Annotated in this window: 22 protein-coding genes and 2 pseudogenes; 14 read left to right on the plus strand and 10 right to left on the minus strand. The window is 57.3% G+C overall.

Annotation, left to right across the window (positions count from 1 at the left end; translation table 11 throughout):
• Positions 1-62 precede the first annotated feature (62 nt).
• Complete coding sequence (acs, locus tag V3W27_RS11420) at positions 63-2018, minus strand: acetate--CoA ligase (RefSeq protein WP_007963105.1); 1956 nt, start codon at positions 2016-2018, stop codon at positions 63-65.
• A 475-nt stretch (positions 2019-2493) separates the two neighbouring features.
• Between acs and V3W27_RS11425 the strand changes: the two genes are divergently transcribed.
• Positions 2494-2754, plus strand: coding sequence for a DUF2790 domain-containing protein (locus tag V3W27_RS11425; RefSeq protein ID WP_027612631.1), 261 nt, complete (start codon positions 2494-2496; stop codon positions 2752-2754).
• A gap of 565 nt (positions 2755-3319) precedes the next feature.
• The gene (locus V3W27_RS11430; RefSeq protein WP_003227292.1) at positions 3320-4570 is read left to right on the plus strand and encodes a ribonucleotide-diphosphate reductase subunit beta; all 1251 of its coding nucleotides are present in this window, start codon (positions 3320-3322) and stop codon (positions 4568-4570) included.
• Positions 4571-4664: 94 nt separating this feature from the next.
• On the opposite strand, the gene V3W27_RS11435 is transcribed toward V3W27_RS11430, so the two are convergent.
• The 3 genes from V3W27_RS11435 to dcm all read right to left on the minus strand — a co-directional run bounded on the left by V3W27_RS11435 (position 4665) and on the right by dcm (position 8011).
• Positions 4665-5123: a very short patch repair endonuclease gene (locus V3W27_RS11435; protein ID WP_330206671.1), complete on the minus strand. Its 459-nt coding sequence runs from the start codon at positions 5121-5123 to the stop codon at positions 4665-4667.
• Between the two features lie 79 nt (positions 5124-5202).
• A complete protein-coding gene (locus V3W27_RS11440) occupies positions 5203-6414 on the minus strand; it encodes a type II restriction endonuclease (RefSeq protein WP_330206618.1) in 1212 nt (403 codons plus the stop codon).
• A 160-nt stretch (positions 6415-6574) separates the two neighbouring features.
• A complete protein-coding gene (dcm, locus tag V3W27_RS11445; protein WP_330206619.1) occupies positions 6575-8011 on the minus strand; it encodes a DNA (cytosine-5-)-methyltransferase in 1437 nt (478 codons plus the stop codon).
• Positions 8012-8585: 574 nt separating this feature from the next.
• Here dcm and V3W27_RS11450 point away from each other — a divergent pair.
• The gene (locus V3W27_RS11450) at positions 8586-9095 is read left to right on the plus strand and encodes a BRO-N domain-containing protein (protein ID WP_330206620.1); all 510 of its coding nucleotides are present in this window, start codon (positions 8586-8588) and stop codon (positions 9093-9095) included.
• A 275-nt stretch (positions 9096-9370) separates the two neighbouring features.
• Entirely contained in the window at positions 9371-10354 is a 984-nt protein-coding gene (locus tag V3W27_RS11455; RefSeq protein ID WP_330206621.1) for a hypothetical protein, read from the plus strand.
• A gap of 3 nt (positions 10355-10357) precedes the next feature.
• On the opposite strand, the gene V3W27_RS11460 is transcribed toward V3W27_RS11455, so the two are convergent.
• A complete protein-coding gene (locus V3W27_RS11460) occupies positions 10358-11494 on the minus strand; it encodes a hypothetical protein (RefSeq protein ID WP_330206622.1) in 1137 nt (378 codons plus the stop codon).
• 63 nt (positions 11495-11557) lie between these two features.
• Entirely contained in the window at positions 11558-12373 is an 816-nt protein-coding gene (locus V3W27_RS11465) for a sulfite exporter TauE/SafE family protein (RefSeq protein ID WP_330206623.1), read from the minus strand.
• 112 nt (positions 12374-12485) lie between these two features.
• Between V3W27_RS11465 and V3W27_RS11470 the strand changes: the two genes are divergently transcribed.
• Both V3W27_RS11470 and V3W27_RS11475 read left to right on the plus strand, forming a co-directional pair.
• Entirely contained in the window at positions 12486-13253 is a 768-nt protein-coding gene (locus V3W27_RS11470; RefSeq protein ID WP_330206624.1) for an AraC family transcriptional regulator, read from the plus strand.
• 93 nt (positions 13254-13346) lie between these two features.
• Complete coding sequence (locus V3W27_RS11475) at positions 13347-13655, plus strand: hypothetical protein (RefSeq protein WP_027612618.1); 309 nt, start codon at positions 13347-13349, stop codon at positions 13653-13655.
• A gap of 9 nt (positions 13656-13664) precedes the next feature.
• On the opposite strand, the gene V3W27_RS11480 is transcribed toward V3W27_RS11475, so the two are convergent.
• Positions 13665-15182: an amidase family protein gene (locus V3W27_RS11480; protein WP_330206625.1), complete on the minus strand. Its 1518-nt coding sequence runs from the start codon at positions 15180-15182 to the stop codon at positions 13665-13667.
• 112 nt (positions 15183-15294) lie between these two features.
• Positions 15295-16371 (minus strand): MBL fold metallo-hydrolase, encoded by a 1077-nt coding sequence (locus V3W27_RS11485; protein ID WP_330206626.1) that lies wholly within the window; start codon positions 16369-16371, stop codon positions 15295-15297.
• A gap of 215 nt (positions 16372-16586) precedes the next feature.
• On the opposite strand from V3W27_RS11485, the gene V3W27_RS11490 reads away from it, so the two are divergent.
• From V3W27_RS11490 to V3W27_RS11505, 5 genes and pseudogenes are all read left to right on the plus strand, one after another.
• Positions 16587-17195 (plus strand): TetR/AcrR family transcriptional regulator, encoded by a 609-nt coding sequence (locus V3W27_RS11490; RefSeq protein WP_027612615.1) that lies wholly within the window; start codon positions 16587-16589, stop codon positions 17193-17195.
• 156 nt (positions 17196-17351) lie between these two features.
• The gene (locus V3W27_RS11495) at positions 17352-18401 is read left to right on the plus strand and encodes a diguanylate cyclase (protein WP_027612614.1); all 1050 of its coding nucleotides are present in this window, start codon (positions 17352-17354) and stop codon (positions 18399-18401) included.
• A 303-nt stretch (positions 18402-18704) separates the two neighbouring features.
• Positions 18705-19388 (plus strand): annotated as a pseudogene (locus V3W27_RS28130) (PAS domain-containing protein); the annotation flags it as partial.
• 108 nt (positions 19389-19496) lie between these two features.
• A pseudogene (locus tag V3W27_RS28135) lies at positions 19497-19934 on the plus strand (methyl-accepting chemotaxis protein); the annotation flags it as partial.
• A 144-nt stretch (positions 19935-20078) separates the two neighbouring features.
• A complete protein-coding gene (locus tag V3W27_RS11505) occupies positions 20079-20612 on the plus strand; it encodes a DUF1003 domain-containing protein (RefSeq protein WP_027612612.1) in 534 nt (177 codons plus the stop codon).
• Here V3W27_RS11505 and V3W27_RS11510 read toward each other — a convergent pair whose 3' ends face one another.
• Complete coding sequence (locus tag V3W27_RS11510) at positions 20613-21554, minus strand: LysR family transcriptional regulator (protein ID WP_330206672.1); 942 nt, start codon at positions 21552-21554, stop codon at positions 20613-20615. It lies immediately after the preceding gene.
• A 52-nt stretch (positions 21555-21606) separates the two neighbouring features.
• Here V3W27_RS11510 and V3W27_RS11515 point away from each other — a divergent pair, with 52 nt between their 5' ends.
• A complete protein-coding gene (locus V3W27_RS11515) occupies positions 21607-22308 on the plus strand; it encodes a CTP synthase C-terminal region-related (seleno)protein (RefSeq protein ID WP_330206627.1) in 702 nt (233 codons plus the stop codon).
• Positions 22305-22619, plus strand: a complete 315-nt coding sequence (locus tag V3W27_RS11520; RefSeq protein ID WP_027612609.1) for an antibiotic biosynthesis monooxygenase family protein — start codon at positions 22305-22307, stop codon at positions 22617-22619. Before V3W27_RS11515 ends, V3W27_RS11520 begins: the two co-directional genes overlap by 4 nt.
• Before the next feature lie 192 nt (positions 22620-22811).
• Here V3W27_RS11520 and V3W27_RS11525 read toward each other — a convergent pair whose 3' ends face one another.
• Positions 22812-23138 carry a DUF2025 family protein gene (locus tag V3W27_RS11525; protein WP_247267093.1) on the minus strand — a complete coding sequence of 109 codons (327 nt, stop codon included), beginning with the start codon at positions 23136-23138 and terminating at the stop codon, positions 22812-22814.
• Positions 23139-23360: 222 nt separating this feature from the next.
• Between V3W27_RS11525 and V3W27_RS11530 the strand changes: the two genes are divergently transcribed.
• Positions 23361-24485, plus strand: coding sequence for a glycerophosphodiester phosphodiesterase (locus V3W27_RS11530; RefSeq protein ID WP_330206628.1), 1125 nt, complete (start codon positions 23361-23363; stop codon positions 24483-24485).
• Positions 24486-24514: the final 29 nt, after the last annotated feature.

The following is a 24514-nucleotide window of genomic DNA, read 5'->3' on the forward strand; positions in this document are numbered from 1 at the left end:
CCAGACACAAAAAAGCCCCACCCGGCATCACCGGACAGGGCTTTTCAATGCATCAGACAGGCTTACGCCACATTCATCGTCTTGTGCGTATCAATCAAATGCTGCACCACACCCGGATCCGCCAGGGTCGAGATATCGCCCAACCCATCGTATTCCGCCGTAGCAATCTTGCGCAGAATCCGCCGCATGATCTTGCCCGAACGGGTCTTCGGCAGCCCTGGCGCCCACTGGATCACATCCGGCGAAGCAATCGGGCCGATCTCTTTGCGCACCCAGTTCTTCAGCTCCAGGCGCAGTTGCTCGCTCGGCTCTTCGCCATTCTTCAAGGTGACGTAGACATAAATGCCCTGCCCCTTGATGTCGTGCGGCACACCGACCACCGCCGCTTCGGCGACTTTCGGGTGCGCAACCATCGCGCTTTCGATCTCGGCGGTGCCCATGCGGTGGCCGGAGACGTTGAGCACGTCGTCCACACGCCCGGTGATCCAGTAATAGCCATCAGCGTCACGCCGCGCACCGTCACCGGTGAAGTACATGCCACGGAAAGTCTTGAAGTAGGTGTCGACGAAGCGGTCATGGTCGCCATACAGCGTGCGCGCCTGACCCGGCCACGAATCGAGAATCACCAGATTGCCCTCGGCCTCGCCCTCGATGATGTTGCCGAGGTTGTCGACCAGCGCCGGCACCACACCGAAGAACGGACGTGCCGCCGACCCCGGCTTCAGTGCATGCGCCCCCGGCAGTGGGCTCATCATGTTGCCGCCGGTTTCGGTCTGCCACCAGGTATCAACGATCGGGCAACGCGACTTGCCGACATTCTTGTAGTACCAGTCCCAGGCTTCCGGGTTGATCGGCTCGCCGACCGAACCGAGCAGACGCAGGCTGCTGCCATCCGCGCCTTCAACGGCGGCGGTGCCGGACGCCATCATCGCGCGGATCGCGGTCGGCGCTGTGTAGAGGATGTTGACCTTGTGCTTGTCGACGATCTTCGCCACCCGGGTGATGTCCGGGTAGTTCGGCACGCCTTCGAACAGCAGCGTGGTCGCGCCATTGGCCAGCGGGCCGTAGACGATGTAGCTGTGGCCGGTGACCCAGCCGACGTCGGCGGTGCACCAGTAGATTTCGCCCGGACGGTAGTCGAACACACGCTCGTGGGTCATCGCCGCGTACAGCAGATAACCGCCGGTGGTGTGCTGCACGCCCTTCGGTTTGCCGGTCGAGCCAGAGGTATAAAGGATGAACAGCGCTTCTTCGGCGCCCATCTCTTTTGGCGCGCAGACGGTGCCCGCCACTTTCATCAGGTCTTCGTACCAGATGTCGCGATGCTGGTTCCACTTGATGTCGCCACCGGTGCGCTTACACACGATGACTTTCTGGATGCTGCTGGTTTCCGGGTTGGTCAGCGCGTCGTCGACGTTGGCCTTCAGCGAGATCTTCTTGCCGGCACGGATGCCTTCGTCAGCGGTGATGACCACTTTCGATTTGCAGTCGATGATCCGCCCCGCCAGCGCCTCCGGCGAGAAACCACCGAACACCACCGAATGAATCGCGCCGATCCGGGTGCAGGCCAGCATGGCGACCACGGCTTCGGGGATCATCGGCATATAGATAGTCACCACATCGCCGCGGTGTACGTCCTGACCACGCAGGGCGTTGGCCAGTTTGCACACTTGTTCGTGCAGTTCGCGATAGGTGATGTTACGGCTTTCGGAAGGATCGTCGCCTTCCCAGATGATTGCGACTTGGTCGCCGCGCTCGGCCAGATGACGGTCGAGGCAGTTGTAGGAAACGTTCAGGGTGCCGTCGGCGAACCATTTGATGTCGACATGGTGATCGTCGAAGGAAGTCTGCTTCACCGTGGTGAAAGGCTTGATCCAGTCGAGGCGCTTGGCTTGCTCGCGCCAGAAACCGTCAGGGTTGACGACCGACTGCTGGTACATGGCTTTGTAGGTCGCCTCGTCAGTCAGCGTATTGGCCAGAACCTCGGGACGAACGGGATACAGAGAAGCCGCACTCATCTTTCTTACCTCGGTGGAATAGTTGTTTTTGTATGACCCCGTTGTAGCCGGGCCGGGCCCATAGAACCATTCGACGATGGTAGTAACAAGCCCCTACAAAACATGGCGATACCCAGACAGCAAGCCCGACGCACTACCCCCAAACACCCCAACCCCCTTGTAGGAGCTTGCCTGCAAGCGATCCAGACAACTCGGTTCCCCAGACAAATTGCATCGCCAGAAAACGCTCTTCCCCACCCTAACGACCGATTGTTACCAAAACCGCCAAAAGTGTTTATCAAAACCCCACCTGTTTACCCCCACCCCACCTGCCTAAAATCCACCTCGCCGACAAGGCAAACGCGATTAACAACGTTACAGCCCCCACGAAGGCCGTTAATCCAGCTCTCAAGTAATAACTGCAAATGATGAAGTTCCACACGCAACCCTAAAAAGGTTGCGTGACCCTACTCGACCTCAAAAAGGTAAATCTGAAATGAAAGCTTTATTGGTTCTGGCCCTCAGCAGTCTGTGCGCAACCGCCATGGCAGACGAGGTCCCGACTGATGTCGCACAGCAACAACCGGTGATCGAGGAATACACTTACTCCACTCACCTGGACATCGCCAAAGTTGTATCGATGAGCGAAGTGCCGAATGTCTGCGAAGTGGTACCGGCCAAAATGGAGTACGACGACTCCAAGGGTCAGCGCCACATCCTGCGTTACAGCGTCATGGGCAACGGCTGCACCAATTGATGATTGAGACTGCACCGAATCGGACCGCTCAGCGCCTCATTTGAGGGTCGATTCCAGCCCGGCTTCGGTCGGGCTCAGTTGTGTCTGGAGTCGCTCAAAAGGGTTGCAAAACACAAGATATAGTGAAAAACCCGGTTTTTTGCTCATTTCTTGAGCAACCGAAGCCTCGCAAAAAAATTAATGAAAAAAAATTCTCGCCGGCCAATCCCAGCGAAAGCCCTGTAAACCCTCGCTCCGATCGAAATCACCCGGCCAATCGAACGCCCTGCGGTGTTTCGCCCTCCCCCACGCCCGTGTTTTTTTCCCTATAATGCCGCCCTAATCGGGTCAGCAATATTCCCTTACAGGGAGCAAAAGCCATTCTGAAGCCCCGCAGCAGCGTCAACGCTGATCTGCGCCCGTCAGAGGCTCTCGGAAACCCGTACAAAATTCTGTTTTATTGCCTGCCTTGGCTGCCGCAAAAAACGATTCCTTAAGATCCAACGCGGTCTGTACGACCGTGTGAACAACCAACCAATCAGGTTTCACACGGGGCGACAGGCCCTCACGCAGGAGACGACACGTCATGCTGAGCTGGGACGAATTCGACAAAGAAGACAGTGAAGTAGCAACCGTGAAAGGCGCCAACGCCGGCCACGCTACTGAAGCCAACATGGATCGCCTCGACAGCGCCGGCGGTGCCGCAGCGCTGGAAGCCCGCGCCGTGACCGCCGACGACTCGGCCGCCGTGGCCCGCGCCAAGGCAGCACTGGATTCCCTCGACGTCGCCGAAGGCCTCGCCGAACTCGAAGGCGCCTCCGCCCGTGTCGCCGTTGACGAAAAGCGCATGATCAACTGCCGCGCCGACCTCAACCAACTCGTGCCATTCAAGTACGACTGGGCCTGGCAGAAGTACCTGGACGGCTGCGCAAACCACTGGATGCCGCAAGAAGTCAACATGACCGCCGACATCGCCCTCTGGAAAAACCCGGAAGGCCTGACCGACGACGAGCGCCGCATCGTGATGCGCAACCTCGGCTTCTTCTCCACCGCCGACTCCCTGGTTGCCAACAACCTGGTCCTGGCCGTGTACCGCCTGATCACCAACCCGGAGTGCCGCCAGTACATCCTGCGCCAGGCCTTCGAAGAGGCGATCCACACCCACGCCTACCAGTACTGCATCGAATCGCTGGCCATGGATGAAGGCGAGATCTTCAACATGTACCACGAGATCCCGTCGGTCGCGAAAAAGGCAGCCTGGGGCCTGAAATACACCCGCTCGATCTCCGATCCGAAGTTCGAAACCGGCACCCCGGACACCGACAAAGAACTGCTGCGCAACCTGATCGCCTACTACTGCGTTCTGGAAGGCATCTTCTTCTACTGCGGCTTCACCCAGATCCTCTCCATGGGCCGCCGCAACAAAATGACCGGCGTCGCCGAGCAGTTCCAATACATCCTGCGCGACGAATCCATGCACCTGAACTTCGGCATCGACGTGATCAACCAGATCAAAATCGAAAACCCACACCTGTGGGATGCCGAGATGAAGGAAGAAGCGACCCAGATGATCCTGCAGGGTACGCAGCTGGAAATCGAATACGCCCGCGACACCATGCCTCGCGGCGTACTGGGCATGAACGCGGCGATGATGGAGGACTACCTGAAGTTCATCGCTAACCGTCGTTTGTCGCAGATTGGTTTGAAGGAAGAGTACCCAGGAACCACTAACCCGTTCCCTTGGATGAGCGAGATCATGGACTTGAAGAAAGAGAAGAATTTCTTTGAGACGAGAGTGATCGAATACCAAACTGGTGGTGCGTTGAGCTGGGATTGATTTATTCTCAACTCTATACCGCACGGATAAAAAAGGGGCTGCCAGAATTGGTAGCCCCTTTTATTTGAACCACGTACAACATTAAAAATGGAAACTAAAGCTTAGCCCTTGGAGGAATCTCTGGCCAAACCTGTAAGGCTTCATCTAAATTGCAGACCATTTTCTGCAGGATATCAACCTCTCCAAGAAGATGCTTCAACGCACACTCCCACACGACAAGAACTCTCCAACCTTTTTCATGCAGTTTAGATATGTGTTTTTGGTCCCTCAAAGCATTCCCATTTAATTTTTCCTCCCAAAAATCGTGACGATTCTGAGGAGAAGTTGCATATAGGCAGCCTTGATGGCGATGCCAAAAACATCCATGTACAAATATGGCTATCTTGTACTTCGGCAAAACCAAATCAGGCCTACCTGGCAGATCTTTCCGATGCAGTCGATAACGATAACCTTGCATGTGCAGATAACGCCGAACGACCAACTCGGGCTTTGTATTCTTTCCAAGAATACCGGCCATCATTCGAGACCTCGTCGCACTATCTACAACATCTATCATTCCGCTACCTATTCGCATCTGCCGCTTTAAGTACGACCCAAGGGCTCATCCGCCCCAATGGGAGCCCGCAGAAACCTCACCGTATGGATTTAGTTTCTACAATAAAATCAGCAAGCGTCATAAGTTTTCCTCGCACTTCATCTGGATACTTTGTGTGCAGTGGTTTAGGCACTACCAATTTGACGTTCTCACTTGTCATTTCTTCCATCTGGTGCGGGGAGACGCCCTCTTGAAGCGTAAATAGATGAATAGATTTCACCCTTTTCGCTTCATTCAAAACCTGTCTCCAACGATCTTTGCATGTCGTCTTGACAGCTAACATTCGCAGATTGTGACTTGGAAATCCTGAGTCGTGATAGTCGACACAGGAAGGGAAAATAAAATCGGGTTTTTTCCTACCCTCCGTTTGGCACTGAATACTGAATGAATTCAGTCCGAACTGTCGGAAGATATGCTCCAGATGTAGCTCAAGTGATTTACCTGATCTCGACTTACGGCGATTGCTGACCGAATTCGCCATCTGCATGAACTCGTCTACCGAAAGAAACCCTTTTTGAACCTGATGCAGAATGTGAAACTCTTCAATCTGGCGAAAAAGTCTATATTCGCTCTCCCGGCGCTCAAGTATGAGCTCATCAGGTGTTGTCTTCTGCGAACTAAATGCCTCAAGCAGAAAGGTAATAATCTCTTCACCGCTGGGGAAGCGGTCCTCCCAAGCCTGCGGAATTCTAACGTTGGTTGGCTCTTTTGCTGGACTTATTGCGAAACCAGCGAACAACCTATCCCCTCTGTCGAAAAGCGAGCTGCCAGGGATGACTTCGCCAATCTTGCTCTCTACGAACTCCTCCTCTTCCAGTCCTTTGCAGATCCAAATATCCAAAAACTCGGAATCTCGGCCCAAATGTGGCACGTGAAAAGCAAAAATCGCTAACGCGCCAGTATTCTCAGGATCTTGGGCCGGGCTGTTTCTAAAATCTGTGTTCCATCTTGTCAAACGATGCTCGTTGCGTGACCCAGGTCCTTCGAAATGGCGATTGTTGTAGTAGATGCCCCTTAGCGTTTGCTCGGGAAGACCATGCGAAGTGATTTGTGCAGTCAGACTGCAATCAGGATTCTGACAACAGGTGCTTGAAATGGACGGTAGCGCTTTCGCAACAACAGCTTTGGGCACATAGATACCTACCCCGTTGCCCCCCGTAAGCCCTGTATCGTTGGCTGAAAGCCGCTTAATGAATATCCACCATTCATCTTGATTCTTTTCTTCAATCCATTGGGAAAGGCTTGTCATGGGTAAGGCCGCTGAACAATTAAGGAGTGAAATCCCTGACAGGTTCGCAGAATTGCCTTTCCGAGAGAAGCCTCAAGATAGGGATAAGGTGATGACGCCAAGCCCTGCGATTGATGTCAGGGCTTTTGAACATCAACCGCTCAAGAGAGAAGGCAGCGCATTATTCAGGAAGAGCAAACTCCAGCTGAGGACGCTCCTTGTCAGCAGTTTTTTCCTTCGCCGCCAAAATGCGGTCCTTCATCAACCGAGCCACAGCCTCAAAAACTGGAACCGCCACAGAGTTCCCAAACTGTCGATAGGCTTGGGTATCGGAGACAGGAATCACAAATTTGCTTTCCCCCGGCTTGTCAAAACCCATCAGGCGCGAGCACTCATGCGGAGTCAGTCGGCGCGGGCGATTGAGCTGATTCAATTCATTGTTGAAGTCCAAAGTATCGACAAACCCACGGTCAACCAGGATTTCCGAACCATCCTTGTGATATCTCGCCGAAAGCGTACGAGCGACATCGTTTGAACGGGTAAGACCAAAGCCAAAACCATTACCCTTTTCGCGATGTTTCTCGGCATATCGGTAGAGATAATCCCAGAGCTTAGGAGTGAGGATATATTTTTCGTCCACTTCCTTATCAAGCAGATCACCGAAGCTAGGTCGGTGCTTCGGTATGAGCTTGCTGATGTCGCTTAGAGTGAATCCCTGGTGGACATTCAAGTCACGACGGAAACCGACCAGTACAATTCGCTCACGATGCTGAGGGACAAAGTGCTTCGCATCGATGACCTTCGGGTCTGAGCCTTTAGGTGCATTCACGTCTGCTACCTCATAACCCAACTCATCCAACGCTTCGCAAATGATCCGGAACGTATTGCCCTTGTCATGGCTTTTCAAGTTTTTCACGTTCTCAAGCAAGAATGCAGCCGGGCGTTTCGCGGCAATAATCCGCGCTACGTCGAAGAACAGGGTGCCTTGGGTCTCACATTCGAAACCGTGCTTGCGCCCCAGAGAGTTCTTCTTGGAAACACCTGCAAGCGAGAACGGCTGGCATGGGAAACCTGCCAACAGGACATCATGATCAGGAATTTCGCGATCAATGTTCTTGTACGCTTCTTCGTCGCTGACCTCGGGCTTGTCCGAAAGCGTGACCGAGCGGATGTCGAGATTGAAGCGGTGACGAGCCGGATCGCAGAAGTGGTTGGCCTTGTAGGTCTTGACCGCGTACTTGTTCCATTCGGACGTGAACAGGCACTCGCCGCCGATGGCTTCAAACCCTTTTCTGATACCACCGATACCGGCAAAGAGATCGATAAAGGTGAATGAAGGTTTGTGGTTCAAACGCTTGGGCAGCAGATCCTTGAGGCGAGTGAACTCAATGTGGGAAAGCTTCGGCGAAGCCTTGCCCTTGATCCATCGATTGATGGTTTCACGGCACCAATGACTCGGGCTCACATCGTTGAGAATTTCGGCCAACTGCCCTTGGTCGTAGATCTCCAGCAGCTTGTGCAGTAACGCAAGGTCGGTAACAGGATGGGTTTCAGGCTCATAAGAATCCGAGGTCGTTTCGCTCAAGGATTCAAAAGATGCTGTTTCAAAAAGATTCATGAGCCGGAATTTCCTCTGGGTCAAAGCTGTGACGAATGGTCACCATTCTAGCCCTAGAAACTCCAAAGTAAATGAAATTTCCCGTAATCCGTGAGATCAGTCATGGCGACACGGGTTGGGTGAATTGGAAGAACAGCGGAGACCAAACACTGGATATAAACACAGCATAATTTACTCTGCGCCATTGTCCAGATTTCGTTTTACCTCACGATAAGTAGGAAAAGTCGCTGGTTGACGACCATCCCTGTTCCCCCCTACCCTCAGCTCCGAGCCTAAGAAACTCTACAAACCAGAGCGGCCCTCCGCACCCGACAGTCATGCGGCTTTTTTTCGTCTGCGGTTTCTCTACGCCTGCGAAAAATCCCGTTATGTCGGGAGTGGGCGAATACAAGACCCGAAAGGGGAATATGTCCGGCCCGTCTCTGGTGGGTTTCTTAGCTCCCGACACCCTAACGAATGCCCTAAGAAAGCAGCCAGAGGTAAATGGAAATGCCTGACTATCCAACCTTCATGATGAAGGTGATTCGCTGTACTCGCCATTCGAATCCCGTGCTTTCAGGTCTGGAGGCATGCCATGTCTGAACCACTTCTCCCGACTCGTTTCACCCGCAACAAAACCCACCTGCACGCCCTTCTGGTCGAGAACCAGGCGTGGTTCTGCGTCCATGAGCTGGGGCGATTGATGGGCAAACATCTCGATGAGCGCCAGTTGCGCAAACTCGACTCTGATCAGCGTCAGATGATGTGCGTGGAGATCTATGGCGAAACCGAGGACCACATGATGGTGAGTGAGTCCGGTGTGTATGCACTGCTGATCTATCACTACTGTCCTGAGTATCGACAGCTTCGCGAGTGGCTGACGCATCATGTCGTGCCTGCGCTGCGCGATGCTCGTCCGGCGCGCTCGGTTGAGCGGCCGACGCTGAGTGTCTTGAGTTGGCCGCAGATGTCGCTTAGTACGCTGCACTGGCAGGACGAGCCGTGGATTCGGTTGCGGGATATGCCTCGTTTGCTGGCGGAGGATCCGTTCAATCGACAGGAGACCTGGTGGCGTAAGGCTTCGCGATTGTTGCGTGGTTGCTGAGGGTTTCAAGATCCGCTGTTTGAGGTTCAAGCAGCGGTTTTTTTGTGCTTCAAAATGCTTGGGGCTGCTTCGCAGCCCAGCGGGAGCAAGCTCCCTCGCCACAGGGGGGATGTGTGGCCCGCAGTTGCGGGGTGAGGATTGAAATCTGGTTGATGCCTGGAATCGCCAGCAGGCTGGCTCCCACAGATTCCGCATCATCCTGAAAACAATCAGTGCAACCCGCGCCGCCTCCCGCTATTAATACCCCTCCCCCACTCAAGGATCCGAGCCCCGCCATGAAATTCGATCTCGCCTACTGCCTCAGCCTCGACGACAAGTTGTCGATCTATGACGTTCGCGATCTCAATTTCGATGAGACGGTGGCGTTCGATTCTGCGAAGGAACACTTCCAGTGCCCCAACGATGCCTGTCGTTCGGCGTTTGATGCGTCGAACGAGTTGGGCACGTTCAACGCCAAGAACGTGAATTACGTGCGTACACCGCACTTCAAAAACTTGCCCGGTACGCGGCATGTAGCGGGTTGTCCGTATGCGAGTTTGAAGGCGTCGGCGTCGGGAGTTGAGGCGGCGGATGGCGAGGTGGATGACGGGCGGGAGGAGCATTTTCCGTCGGAGTTGTTGCTGGCGCGGCGTGAGTATGTGCGCAAGCCTGCTGCGCCTGCGGGAGCGGCGGATGTGTTGCGGGATGATCCGGTGCGGGTGGCGCAGGTGAGTTCCAGGGAGTCGCCGGGGAGTGAGACGGCGCCGGACAAGACCAGTGTGTTTGCGCATCCGGTGGAGTGTTTTGTGTCGAACTTCGCCGACAAGGAGTTGCTTAAGCGCATGCCGTTGAAGATCGGTGAGCATACCGCGCCTTATGGCTCGTTCTTCAAGAAGATCGAGTATCTGACGGACAACAAGGGGCTGATTTACTGGGGCAAGATCAAGGAGATCAAGGATTACACCCAGAGTTTTCGCATCGATTTCGAGCAGAAGGTCTGGTTCAAGCAGGCGGATGAGGCGAAGAAGAAGCCGTATTCGGTGAACGTTTACTTGAGCAAGAAGTTGATCGACAACTACCGCAAGCGCAAGGCGTTTCTGGAAGAGATCAAGCACGCGATCGACAGTGATAAGGAGTTGTTCTGTTTCTTCTATGGCGTAACGCCGGAGTTGAAGCAGGTGCCGAGCAAAAAGAACCCCGAACAGACGTTCGGGGTGTTCAGTGCCAACATCGAGAACCTGGATCACTTCATTGTGCGGGAGGCGCCGGGGTTGGCGTGACGGTTAGCCTTTGGGTAACTGCAGTTTGGCTGCGCCACGGTGCTGGTTGACCAGCGAGTACGGCAGCACTGACCAATCAGGGTTATCGCAGTTACGTTGGTAACGGGCGAAGTAAGCGCCCAGGTAAATCCCCTTCGGTGTGAAGTGCCAGTTGGAATAGCCCCAGACACTTTCATCGGTGTAATCGCAACTGCCGTCATCTTCCGCGGGCTTCTTCATCTCTTGGGGATAGAACGTGGTGAACTGTTTGACCAGCCACGGCGCCATGACTTTCAGCTGATCGTATTCGGTGGCCGCGCTATTCGGTTCACCAATCCACAGTACATCTTTGAGTTTCAACAATTCGCCGGTGTGGACGTCGAGGTTGATTGGCGAACTGCCAAAATCCGGGTGGGCACCGCCGCAGCTGTAACCGGTGGAGATGTCCAGGCTGACCACGTCGGGCGAGAGAAACTCAGGGGCAGCACCTTGATCGAATTCGGCGTATTCCCCGCCATCCATCATGCAGCGGTGATAGTCGATGACTTCAGTCCAGAGCCGTCCGAGCAAGTGGTTGTTGATCCGCTGCTGCTCTTCTTTCGTATAGCCGGACTCGACACTGAACAGCGAAATCTTCGACTCAGGCTCCGTCCACCATTGCAGGTCGTAGCCCATGAAGTTTTCTTTCTTCTCCGGTTTGAGTTTGAGCCCCTGTAAGCGCAAATACTCGTAGGAATCGTTCTTCGGCAAAGTGGCAATAAAGGGCAGCGTAGTTGCGCTCGGCGCAGGAAGTTTGGCTTCGGTCAGTTGCACCGGCAGCTTCTTGCCCTTGGGGTTTTGCCACTCGCCCTGCCAGCCATTGGCAGTTTCTTCCAGCTTCAAGGTTGGCAACGGTTTGTCGTCGCCATAGCGGTTGTTACCCTCAACCAGATTCAACGTGCTGTCTTGCAGCGAGCCACTGAGCTCCAGGTCGCGGTGATACTTCTCATAGAAGTAGCGGCCGGTAACTTCGTCCTGCTGCGTGGTGTTGAGCTCCACCACAATCGGCATCTTGCCCAGCGTACCGGTGAACACGCGTCGGCCATCTTCGGCATGGGCGGTGGAAATCAGTGTGAACAGCGCCGCAGCGTATGGCGCCAGGCGCAGCAGTCCCTTGAGCATGGATCGATCCCTGAATGAATGAGGCTGCGAAGTATGCAGAGGATGCGCGCAGGAATCGAGGCTCTACTTGAGCAGCATGCCCAGCATCACGATGATCAGCAGTGCGATGTATACCCAAGCATGCACCCGATCCGGTATTCGCCCGATCGACGGTGTGGCTAACCGAATACCGACCAAGGACCCCAGCGTCAGCACCGCAAACGCCAGCAAATCCACATACCCGACAAACCACGCGCCCAGATCCGTCTCGCTGAAACCGGCCAGTGCCATGTACGTCAACGTCCCGGCCACTGCCACCGGCACGCTCAACGGGTTCGCCATGGACGTGGCCTGGGACATGCTCAGTCCGCAGCGGCGCAGGAGCGGCACAGTCATGACGCTTCCTCCTACGCCGAGAAACGTGGCGATGGCGCCGATGCCTACACCGCCGGCGGATATTTCCTTGCGATCCAAACGGCGTGGGATGACGCCTTCACTGCGGGTGAGGAAGCCGCGTCTGAGCAAGCAGTCGATGATGGTGACGCCGAGGTAGGCGATGAAGGCGTACCGAATGACCTCGCCGCTGACCCACACCGCGGCTATCGCACCGATGATCGCACCGAGGGCGATGAAGCCGCCGAGCGGCCACAGGTAATGGCGGATCAGGTTGCCGGCGCGGCGGTGTTTGTCGGTGGCGATCAGGGCGTTGACGATCATCACGCAGGTCGAGGTGGCGACGGCGATGTGCATGGCCGATTGGCTGATGGGGTCGTCGGCGCCGTGGCTGGCGCTGAGCATGCGGTAGAGCAACGGCACGACGACGAAGCCGCCGCCGAAGCCGAAGAGCACGGCGGTGATGCCGGTCATACAGCCGAAGAGAGTCAGAAGGAAGTAGAACATGGCGCGTCTTCCTGTATTGGGGAGCGGTCGACGATAGAGCGACGCGGCTTGGCCTGCCTCAGCAACTCAGCCAATAATGTTTGCGTTTACGCCAATCACTGGGACGCCCTCGATGCGCAATATTTCGATCAGTCAATTGGATGACACGCCGCGCCCGGTGGTGGCGATCGGTACGGATTATTCCCACGGCCATCTGTTGCCATTTCATACGCATCGGCGGGCGCAGTTGTTGTACGGCGCGACCGGGGTAATGCAGGTTCGTACCCATGACGGCAACTGGGTGGTGCCGCCGCAACGAGCGGTGTGGATTCCGCCGGGAGTGGCGCATGAGGTGCTGATGCTCGGCGTGAGTACGCGCAGTTTGTACATCGAGCCGCGCGCGGTGGATTTGGGCGAGCGCTGCCAAGTGATCAGCGTTTCACCGTTGATGCGGCACTTGTTGATGGAAGCCGTGGAAGTGCCGCTGACTTATGACCTCGAAGGACGCGACGGCGTACTGATCGACCTGCTGCTGCATGAACTGGCGCGCAGTGCGCCCTTGCCCTTGCACATTCCGCTGCCGACTGACGGAAAGCTCCTGGCTTTGTGTCAGACCTTTCTGCATCAACCCGACGCCCATCAGTCGCCGCAACACTGGGCCGGGCAGTTGCACATAAGCTTGCGCACCTTCAACAGACTGTTTCGGCAGCAGACCGGGTTGAGCTTCAGCCAATGGCGGCAACAGGCCTGCGTGGTGCTGGCGCTGGCGCGGCTGGCGGCCGGTGAAGCGGTGACGCGGATCGCCCTGGACTTCGGTTATGAGAGCCCGGCGGCGTTCTCGACGATGTTCCGGCGCATCCTCGGACAGGCACCGTCCGTCTGGTTGGAGGCGGCGAACTAGGGCAAATCAAAAAATGCGTTTGATCCCGGCCGAAAACAACTGTACAAAAACACAGTACATTTTCAATCAGCACTCTTGAGCCCGGAGCACACCATGGCCTCTCTTGCGATGAACCACATCCTCGAACGCATTGCCCTTTTCCAGTTCACCCCGACGCACTGCGTCCAGGCCCGAGCGATGCTGGGCTGGAGCGTGGAACAACTGTCGCGCGAGGCGGAAGTTGCGGTGGATGATATCCAGCGGTTTGAAGCGCAGCAGGACGTGGCGGATGCGACGCGGCTGGCGTTGGCTTATCGGTTTGAGGCACAGGGGTTGGTGTTTTTTCCCGGGTTTGCGCCGGGTCGCAAATTGAATCCCCAGGCCATGCAACAGAACGTTGCAGAGCGTGGGGATTTTGCTTAGGTGGAATGATTACTTGAACGCAGGGTGCCGCAGCTCGGCCGAGGCTTGTTCATAGCTGTAGGCCATGGCGAACAATTGCGGCTCGCTCCATGCTTTGCCGAAAAAGAACACGGACGTGGGTATACCGTTAGCGCTCATGCCCGATGGCAGGGTTACCGCCGGATAACCAGCCACTGCGGCAGAAAATTGCGAGTAACCATCCGCTTCGGCAACCATTGCGTCGAGGTTGTGTTCGCGCAGTTGCTCGTCAATGGCGTCCTTGAAGTTTTTGCTGATGCTCAAGATCGATCCGCTGGCCTGTTCGTGAGTCATATCCAGCGCATTCATCGCTTCGAGCGTGGCCTGCCCATAGCCCTCCTTGCCGGGATTGAGCTGATTGAAGTCGATCAGGTCCTGCAACGACTGGATCGGCAGACCGGAACGGCTGACGAGATATTCAGGCAATTCGTACTTCATCGCGCCCATCAGACCGGGTACGAAATTATCGATATCAGGTAAACGAACGGTCACTGGCACGAGCGTCGCACCTTGTTTCTCGAGTGTGATCATTGCCTTCTGAAACTCCACTCCGGGAGTCAGAACCACGCCGTCCGTTCCCTCGTAAGCGGCGGGATAACCGATACGCTTGCCTTGCAGGGCATCGTTTGCCAGTAAAGCGGTGTAGTCGATTCCTGTCGGGGCGATCGATGTCGCGGAGTCTGTCGCATCCGTGCCTTGCAACACGTTGAACATCAACGCTGCGTCACGGACAGTACGTGTCAAAGTACCAGGGGTATCTTGCAGACGGGTGATTGGCACCACCCCGGTGCGACTGAACAGACCCAAGGTGGGTTTGACGCCGATTACGCCATTGGCCGATGCCGGGCAAGTGATCGAACCGTTGGTTTCCGTGCCCAAGGAGATCGGCGCGAAACCGGCAGCCACGGCAGCGGCCGATCCAGAACTGGAACCGCAGATTTCCTCGCTCAGTGCATGCGGGTTTTTCCCTTGCCCACCACGTCCGCTCCAACCATGGGGTAACCCCATTTCCCGCACATAAGCCCATTCGCTCATGTTGGCTTTACCCAGAATAATCGCGCCGGCATCCCGTAACTGTTTAACCACAAAAGCATCGTTGGCTGCCGGCTGGCCGACCATGGCCAAGGAGCCGGCGCTGGTTTGCAGGCTGTCGGCGGTATCAAAATTGTCTTTGAGCAGCACCGGAATACCATGCAACGGGCCACGCGACTGTCCCTCGTTACGCTCGTTATCCAGCGCGGTAGCTATTTCGATGGCTTGTGAATTCAGTTCGACGATGGCGTGGATAGCAGGACCTTGCTTGTCCAGCTCGGCAATTCGCTGTTGAAAGTGTTCAACCAGCTCAACAGCAGTGAGCTCATTGTCGGCCATCATTTTGCTGAGTTCACTGACGCTGGCGTAATGAAGATCAGTGGCCGAATGGGCACTGGCAGCGACTCCTGTCGCTGCCAGTGCGACCAATATGGATTTCGTCAGCGTATTCACGCGACGTTTGAAGAAATGCGTCATGTCTATCGTCCTTGTTTAGGCTAATCACGAGTGATTCATTCACTCGCGACCAAGCCTACCGAGGACATAGGAAAGAGCTGTCAGCCAGCTGGACTACCGACAGTAGGAAAAGTCATCCCGACTTGTAGCCGCTACCAGCAATTGGGGCGTTTTCCGACACATCCTGCTCCATATCCAGCCACCACGTGTGCCCCCGCTGCGGCTGCATCAAATTAAACGCCTCGCCCATTCGCGGCGTGGTAATCGAAACACTACGCTCCCAGGCCAGCGCCAGAATCCGGTCAAACGGCTCATGCCAGGCGTGCATCGCCAGGTCGAAGGTGCCGTTGTGGATCGGAAACAGCCAGCGGCCCTTGAGGTCGAGGTGCGCCTGCAGGGTTTCTTCGGGTTGCATGTGCACGTGTGGCCATTCGACGTTGTAGGCGCCGGTTTCCATCAGGGTCAGATCGAACGGGCCGTATTGTTCGCCGATCCGTTTGAAGCCGTCGAAGTAGCCGCTGTCGCCGCTGAAGAAGATCCGCGTATCGCCATCGATCATCACCCACGAGGCCCACAGGGTGCTGTTACTGTCGAACAGGCTGCGGCCGGAGAAGTGCTGCGAGGGAGTGGCAACGAAGCGGATGCCGGCGATTTCGGTGCCCTGCCACCAGTCGTACTGGCGAACTTTACTGGCGTCGATGCCCCATTTGATCAGGGTGTCGCCGACGCCCAGCGGGGTCAGGAAATAGTTGGTTTTGGCCGCCAGTTTCAGTACCGCCTGGTAATCGAGGTGGTCGTAATGGTTGTGCGACAGGATCACCGCTTCGATCGGTGGCAACTGGTCGATGCTGATCGGCGGCTGGTGAAAGCGTTTGGGCCCGGCCCACTGCACCGGTGAGGCGCGCTCGGCGAAGACCGGGTCGGTGATCCAGAATTTGTCGCGCATTTTCAGCAGCAAGGTTGAATGACCGAGGCGGTAGACGCTGTGGTTGGGTGCCGCCAGCAGGTCTTCACGGGTCAGCGGTTGCACGGGGATCGCGGCGGCCGGGCGGGTATTGCGCGGCTTGTGGAAGATCATGTTCCACATGATCCGCAGCATCTTGCGCCCACCTTCGCGCTGCACTGGCGCATGGTTACGGAACAGCCCTTGATCCTGGCGAGAGGCTTCAGGCGTGGAAGTTTGATCCGCAGAAAAATCTGGATTGGCCATGACTGAGAGACTCCAGAAAAACCGCGCAATTCACGGTTTTTCACGGTGGGACGATAAATGGCCAAGGCACGCACGCATCAGCCGAACTGTCTGTTTTTAGGTTGCGCGGATTAACGCAACATTACACTGGGCGGTGTAGTTTCTAGGTTGCATGAAACGTGATGACAAGTAAACTGCCAAGTGTAATTCCACCCCTTCTCTGCCGAAGCGTACTTATGACAGCTCCACAACGCCTCACCGACCGCAAACGCGAAGCCATCATCCAAGCGGCAATTGCCGAATTCCGTGCCAACGGGTTCGAGGTCACCAGCATGGACAAGATCGCGGCCACCGCCGGGGTGTCGAAGCGCACGGTGTACAACCATTTTCCCAGCAAGGAAGAGCTGTTCGCCGAAATTCTCAACCAACTCTGGGCACGGATTACCGACGAGCAAGCCGTGACCTATCGCGCGGATCAGCCGTTGCGCGAGCAACTGCTGCCCATGTTGCTGGCTAAACTGCAGATGATGGCCGATGACAACTTTCTCGGGCTGGCACGGGTGGCGATTGCCGCCACCATTCATTCCCCGGAGCGCGCGCAGGACATGGTGGCGCGCATGGGCGAGCGCGAAGAGGGCCTGACGGTGTGGATTCGCGCGGCGCTGGCGGATGGTCGACTGAAAACCGTGAACGCAGAATTCGCCGCGCAACAGGTGCAAGGGCTGTTGAAGTCGTTCGGTTTCTGGCCGCAGATTTCCATGGGCCTGCCGCCGCTGGATGCAGACACGCAAAAAGCCGTGGCCGAGTCGGCCATGGAGATGTTTCTGGCCAGATATCAGCTCTAAACCGGCCTTCTCCTGCGCCCCGCCACGATTAAATGGCTCGGAAGGACACTGATTATTCCCGTTGGAATAAATGACAATGTCCGACAATTGACCGACGAACGGTCAACCTGAAAAAACACTTCAAAGTATTTCAGGATGAATCTGGCGCAGGACATCATGGAAAATCAACGCGGCAAAGGCTTGTCATTCGCCAGACGCATTTATCTGCCCAGGATTATCGGTCTGGGTGTCGGCTTTTTCAGCGTCGCGGCCGCGCTGTATCCGTTGCACATGCCGAACTGGCTCTGGGCGCTGCTGGTGTTCAACGGTTTTATCTGGCCGCATCTGGCCTATCAGATTTCGACCCGCTCGACCTTCCCCTACCACGCCGAACGCCGCAACCTGTTGTACGACTCATTGTGCGGGGGGTTCTGGACCGCGTGCTTTCAGTTCAATCCGCTGACCACCGTGACCATCCTGTCGATGATGACCATGAACAATGTAGCCGCTGGTGGACGACGTCTGTTCCTGCTCGGTGCCCTGGCCCAAATCGCCGGCGTGCTGCTGGGCTGTTTACTGTTCGGCTTCAAGTTCAGCCTGACGATGACGCAAATCGAGGTTTGGGCCTGCCTGCCGATGCTGACCTTGTACCCCTTGGCCTTGGGCATGGTCAGTTACCAACTGGCGATCAAACTTGCACAACACAAACGTGCACTCAGAGACCTGAGCCGCACCGACAGCCTCACCGGGCTGCTCAATCACGGCGCCTGGAAGGATCTGCTCCATACGCGTTTCACCCGCTGCCGAGATAACAACACCCAGGACATTCTGGCGCTGATCGACATCGATCATTTCAAGACCATCAACGACAACTATGGGCACATCGTTGGCGACGCCGTGCTGCGCGAGTTGAGCCAGGCACTCAAAGGGCTGCTGGCCGAAGGTGAACGGGCCGGCCGTTATGGCGGCGACGAGTTTTGCCTGATCCTGCCCGACCAGCCACTCAATAAAGCCGAGGCGCAAATGGAACGATTGCGTCAGGCGATGGATCAATATCGGCACCCGGATGTGCCAGAGCTGCGCGTCAGCCTGAGTATCGGTCTGGCCCGGTTTCAGCCGTCGTACAGCGACGCGGTTGCCTGGCTGGATGACGCCGACAAAGCGCTGTACACCGCCAAACACACGGGGCGCAACACCATCAGCGTGGCGCTGAGCAGTCCGGGCTAAGAAGACGCCCCCCCCTCTCTCAGCCTTGAAAAGGCTGCAAACAGGTTGATTCGCAATTTCTTGTACAACTCAACGCAGTTTGTATAAGATCAGCTCGTCAGCCTGGATGCTGGCACTTTGCAGTCAATGACAAATGCTCATCCAGCATTTGCTCTGCCAGCGCGGAAACAGGGACACAAACCTCGTCTTTCCCTACTTCCAGGTACTGCCCCTATGTTTTTCAAACGCCACCAGTCCGAACTCAACGACCTTCAACACACCATCACCGAACAGAACGGCCTGCTTGAAGCGATCAATCGCTCCATGGCGGTGATCGAGTTCGACCTTGAAGGCGTAGTGTTAAAGGCCAATGACAACTTCCTCAAAACCATGGGCTACCGCGCCGAACAGGTGATCGGCCAGCCTCATCGCTTGTTCTGCACTCCGGAGTTTGGCCGCAGCGCGCAATACACCGAACTGTGGTCGCGCCTGAAAAACGGCCAGTTCCAGTCCGGTACCTTCGAGCGGATCAACAGCCAGGGCCAGCCGGTATGGCTGGAAGCCAACTACAACCCGATCAAGGATGCGTCGGGACGCGTGGTCAAAGTGGTCAAGTTCGCCATGGACGTGACGACCAAGGTCCAGCAGGAAAGCGAGGCCAACGCCAAGCTGCAGGCGATCGACCGGGCGATGGCGGTGATCGAATTCGACCTCAACGGCGGCATTCTCACCGCCAACCAGAATTTTCTGACGCGCATGGGTTACACGCTCGCTGAACTCAAGGGTAAACATCACCGTTTGTTCTGCCGCGCGGAGCTGGTCAACAGCAGCGCCTATGAGGATTTCTGGCGGCGGTTGAATCAGGGTGAGCTGTTTCAGGGTCAGTTCGAACGCGTCGACAAGCGCGGCCAGAGTGTGTGGCTGGAGGCCAACTACAACCCGGTATACGACGCTGCCGGGCGGTTGTGCAAAGTGGTGAAATTCGCCACGGACGTCACCGCCCGCGTCGAGCAGCACGAGCACGATGCGCGCAGCGCCAGCGCTGCTTATCACATCTCCGTGGAAACCCGGAAAGTCGCCGAGCAAGGCACTCAGGTGATCCAGCAGGCGGCCAGTGAGATGCGCGAAATCGCTGACGATATCGCGCAGTCATCAACGCTGATCGCGCAACTTGGCGAGCGCTCGGAGCAGATCACCGCGATCGTCAACACTATCCGCGCGATTGCCGACCAGACCAATCTGCTGGCGCTCAACGCAGCGATTGAAGCGGCGCGTGCCGGTGATCAGGGGCGTGGGTTCGCGGTGGTGGCGGACGAGGTGCGGCAACTGGCGGCGCGCACCAGCGGTTCGACGGCGGAGATTTCCAACATGATCGGCCTGATTCAGAGCGAAACCCGTCAGGCGATCAAGAGCATGGAGGGCACTCGCGGGCGTGCGGCGCAAGGCGTTGAACTGGCGGATCAGGCTGGCAGCGTGATTCTGCAGATCCGCGATGGCGCCAGTGAAGCGGTGCAGGCGGTGAGCATGTTTGCCAATGAGCGGGCGCCGGGCTGAGAGACCGCGTCGCGGCCTTCGCGAGCAGGCTCGCTCCCACATTGGAATGCGTTCCCCTGTAGGAGCGAGCCTGCTCGCGAAAGGGCCATAAGCCTCGATGCAGGACTATAGTGACCTTCAGTCCCAAGTCCTGCCGAGCCCATCATGACCACAGAAAAACCCGACGTCCCCGCGCCCGCCCCCGTCGACCACTTGCGCTTCCACCGCCCCCACGCCCACCTCAACACCACCTTCGGCAACGACACGTTCGCCTTGCGCGCTGAGGCCTTCGCGCGGTTCTTCGGCACGCCGACCTTTCTTGGCGCACAAACCCTGATCGTGCTGTTGTGGGTGTGCCTCAATGCGACGGGGATCACCACTTTCGACGTGTACCCGTTCATTCTGCTGAACCTCGCGTTCAGCCTGCAATCGGCCTACGCCGCACCGTTGATCCTGCTGGCACAAACCCGGCAAGCCGCGCGGGACAAGGCGCAATCGGACGCCGACGCGCAACACCGTGAAGCGCTGGCGGTGGCCAACAGTGAGCGCCAGGCGCAGGCCGCGCAGACCACCGCGCAACTGCTCGAACTGCTGGAGCAGAACACCCGCCTCACCGAAATGACCAAGAGCCTGACCGAACGCATCGAAGGCCTGACCCGCGAACTGCATGCGCACATCTGCCAGAACCCGCAACGCTGATCATGGCAACCGCAGTGCCCGCCCCAGTTCATCGAACAGCGTGACCACCGAGCGCAATGCTCGGCAATCTGGGCGGGTCAGCAACCACAGCGCGGTGTCGTAGCCGTGCAGCGGTTCGCTGAGGGCCTGCAAACCTTCAGTGATCAGAAAATCCGGCAACGCCGCCACACCGAGTCCGCCGCGCACCAGTTCAGTCACCGACAGCATGCTGTTGCAGCGATAAGCCGGGGTCACGCCGGGCAACTGCTGGCGGCGCCAGGCAACGGTCGGGTGATCCGGCAGAAACTCGTCCGGGGCGATCCAGGTCAGCGTCGCCAGATCCGTTGCATCGACGTTTTGCAGATAACGCGCACTGGCGCAGACCCGGTAGGAAATCTTCGCCAGTTGCCGTCCGACCAGATGCTCTGGCGGCGTACGCGTCAGGCGCAGGGCGATGTCGGCATCGCGGCGGTTGAGGTTGGCGAAATCGTTGGAGGTGCTCAGCTCGAGAGTCAACGCCGGATAGTTCGGCATGAACTGCGCCAGCGCCGGCAACAGCAGGCCTTGCAGCACCGAGTCGGTGCAGGTCAGGCGCACCGTGCCGCTGACCACTTCGCCGCCCTGCTCGACACCGATTCGCGCCGCTTCCAGTGCCTGTTCGGCGCGCTCGGCTTGCTCGGCCAAGGTCTGCGCGAGGGTGGTTGGCAGGTAACCGGCGCGGCTCTTTTCGAATAACTGCTGACCGAGCGCCGACTCCAGCCGCCGCACTGCGCGAAACACCGTAGACACATCTACCCTGAGCAGCTGCGACGCCCGGGCCAGAGAGCCGCCCCGCACCAACGCGAGGATCAGCGCCAGATCCGGGTAGTCGAGTCGATAGTGCGTCGCTGCATTGATCACTTGGGGAAACGCCAATATTGAGTGCGTGAACGCCAATCTATAGTGAGCCCCGGTGATCGACAACTGCACACCCTCACCACAGAGGTTCATCACTCACTCAAATCAAGGAAATCCCATGGACGCCATTTCCATCGCCCTGATCGGCGATCACGATCCGCAAGTCACCGCCCACCAAGCGATCCCCGTTGCCCTTGGCCTGATCGCCGAGCAGAGCGGCCGCGATGTGCAATTCGAATGGCTGCCCACCGAGCAGATCCACGCCGACACTGCGCTGGATCACTTTGACGGCTTCTGGTGCGTCCCGGGCAGCCCCTACAAAAGTGAGGCCGGTGCACTCAGGGCCATCCGTTTTACCCGCGAACAACAGCGCCCTTTCCTCGGCACCTGCGGTGGTTTTCAGCATGCGCTGCTGGAATTTTCCCGCAATGTGCTGGGCTGGGCCGATGCCGAGCATGGCGAAACATCGCCGGATTCACCGCGAGCCGTGCTCACACCGCTGACCTGTTCGTTGGTGGAGGCGGTGGACAGCATTCACCTGGTCGCCGGCTCGTTGATCGCCAAGGCGTACGAAACGTCGCAGATTCACGAAGGCTATCGCTGCCGATTCGGAGTGAATCCGCAGTTCGAACAAGAATTGCTGAGCCATCAGCTACGCGCCGTGGGGCATGATTCGGCTGGCGACTTGCGCGCGATCGAATTGACTGACCATGTGTTTTTTGTCGCCACGCTGTTTCAACCGGAACGTGCGGCGCTCAAGGGCCTGGTTCCGCCACTGGTGCGGGCGTTCGTCGAAGCGTGTGCGGAGCAACGTCCATGAAGCCGAACGAGCCTTGCTTTGCGGTGATTTTCACCTCGACCCGCACCGAGGGTGACAACGGTTATGCGGCGGCGTCGGAACGGATGATGGAACTGGTCAGCCAGCAACCGGGGTTTCTCGGCATTGATTCGATTCGTGGGGAAGACGGGGTCGGGATCACCATTTCGTACTGGCAGAGCGAGGCGGCGATTCTGGCCTGGCGCGAGCATCCGGAGCACCGGGTGATTCAGGCGCGCGGGCGGGCGCAGTGGTATTCGAAGTTTCAGACCCGGGTGTGTCGGGTGGAGCGGGAGTACCGGTTTGGGCAGTGACTTTGGCGGCGCGCTGACTGGCCTCTTCGCGAGCAAGCCCGCTCCCACAGGTACCGCGTTTGGGTTTTGAATTTGGTGGTGTTCTCACTGGCCTCGCCAGCAGGCTGACTCCCACAGGGATTTGTGAACGCCACAGATCCAATGTGGGAGCGGGCTTGCTCGCGAAGAGGCCGGAACAGCCACTACAAAACTTCAGCCCTTCACCAGACTGCGCACCGCCACAATCTCCGGCACCTCAACCTTGCTCATGTACACCCGCAACGGCTCGCTGATGTTGATCCGCTCATCGATGTTCTGATCCAGCAACAACTGAATCAGCTCGCGCTTCAAGGTCATGGTCGTCTCAGAGGCCGGCGCCCAGACGAATTCATTCACAGGAATAATGCCGTCATCGGCCACGTCCATGCCGAACGAATCTTCGCTGAATCGCACGATGTACTGGCCGGTCTTGCGGTTGAGGCCGACAAAACCCTTGAGGTCATCGGCGGCCTGACAGATGAGTTGGGAAGTGATGCGCATGGTAAACCTCACGAAAAATCATCGATGGTTTACACGCAGGGCAACAGAATCGGCGCGCCCTCTGCCGGAGCGTCTGCCGAGGGCAAGCGTACTGCAAACCGCGCCACAAAAGTGCAGGAAAAATCGCTTTTAATACGTTTATGTCGGTCTGGCGATAGCACCCAATCGATTCAGTTGTTAAAAGGTACGTCTTTGAAAATGCCCTGCGAAAGGAACTCGAACATGCCCGCCACTTTCACCCAAAGCGCCCTCATGCTGAGCCTGCTGCTCGGTCTCGGCCAGGCCCACGCCGCCCAGACTGACGTCAACGCGCTTGCCGCCGCCCATGGCATCCCGCATCCAGCCGTGATCGCTCACCGTGGCGCGTCCTTTGATGCACCGGAGTCCACCGCCGCCTCCTACAAACTGGCCCGCGACCTCGGCGCCGACTACCTGGAAATGGATTTGCAGCGCAGCAAGGACGGCGTGCTGTTCGCCCTGCACGATAACAACCTGCAGCGCACCACAGACGTCGCGACCAAGTTCCCGGAGCGCAAGGACAGCCCGGCCACCGCCTTCACCATGGCCGAACTGAAAACCCTCGACGCCGGCAGCTGGTACAACAAGGCTTACCCGGATCGCGCGCGTCCGTCCTACGCCGGGCTGAAAATCCTCACCCTCGATGAAATCATCGACATCGCCCAGGCCAACCCGAAACACAAACCGGGCCTGTACATCGAAACCAAGGAGCCGCAGCTGTTTCCGGGCATCGAGCATGACCTGAAAGAGAAGCTGCAAGATCGCGGCTGGCTGAGCCCGGCCGGTTCGAAACTGGCGAAAAGCGAGTTGGCCGTCGGCCAGGGCAAAGGCAAGGTGATCCTGCAGACTTTCGAGAAGAACAGCCTCGAACTGCTGCAAAAGGAAATGCCGCAAGTGCCGAAAATCCTGCTGCTGTGGGTCGGCGAAGGCAGCATCGAGCCGAAATCGAAGGTGACCTTTGCCGAGTCCGGCGAGAAGGACAAAAACGTGTTCTACGGCAAGCAGGAGCCGAAGTCCGACGCCGAGTTCAAACAGTGGGTTGATTTCGCCAAGGCTCACGGCGCCATCGGCACCGGCCCTTCGGCGAAGCTGACCAAGAGTGGCGACCAGAGCTATTCGGATCTGGTGCAACCGTGGATGAACCAGTACACCCACGATCAGGGCATGCTGGTGCACGTGTACACCGTCGATGAGCCGGTGGACTTCGAGAAAGTCATGGCGGCCGGGGTTGATGGCATCTTCACCAACCGTGCCAGCGAACTGTTGAAGTTCTACAAGCGTCCGGCGACGGCCAGTGTTGATCAGGTGTTGAAGAACAACGGGTTCTGATCGGCAGACCGGGTTGTCCGCATCGCGAG

Source organism: Pseudomonas sp. AM14(2022), from assembly GCF_036346455.1.
Lineage (GTDB): Bacteria > Pseudomonadota > Gammaproteobacteria > Pseudomonadales > Pseudomonadaceae > Aquipseudomonas > Aquipseudomonas putida_A.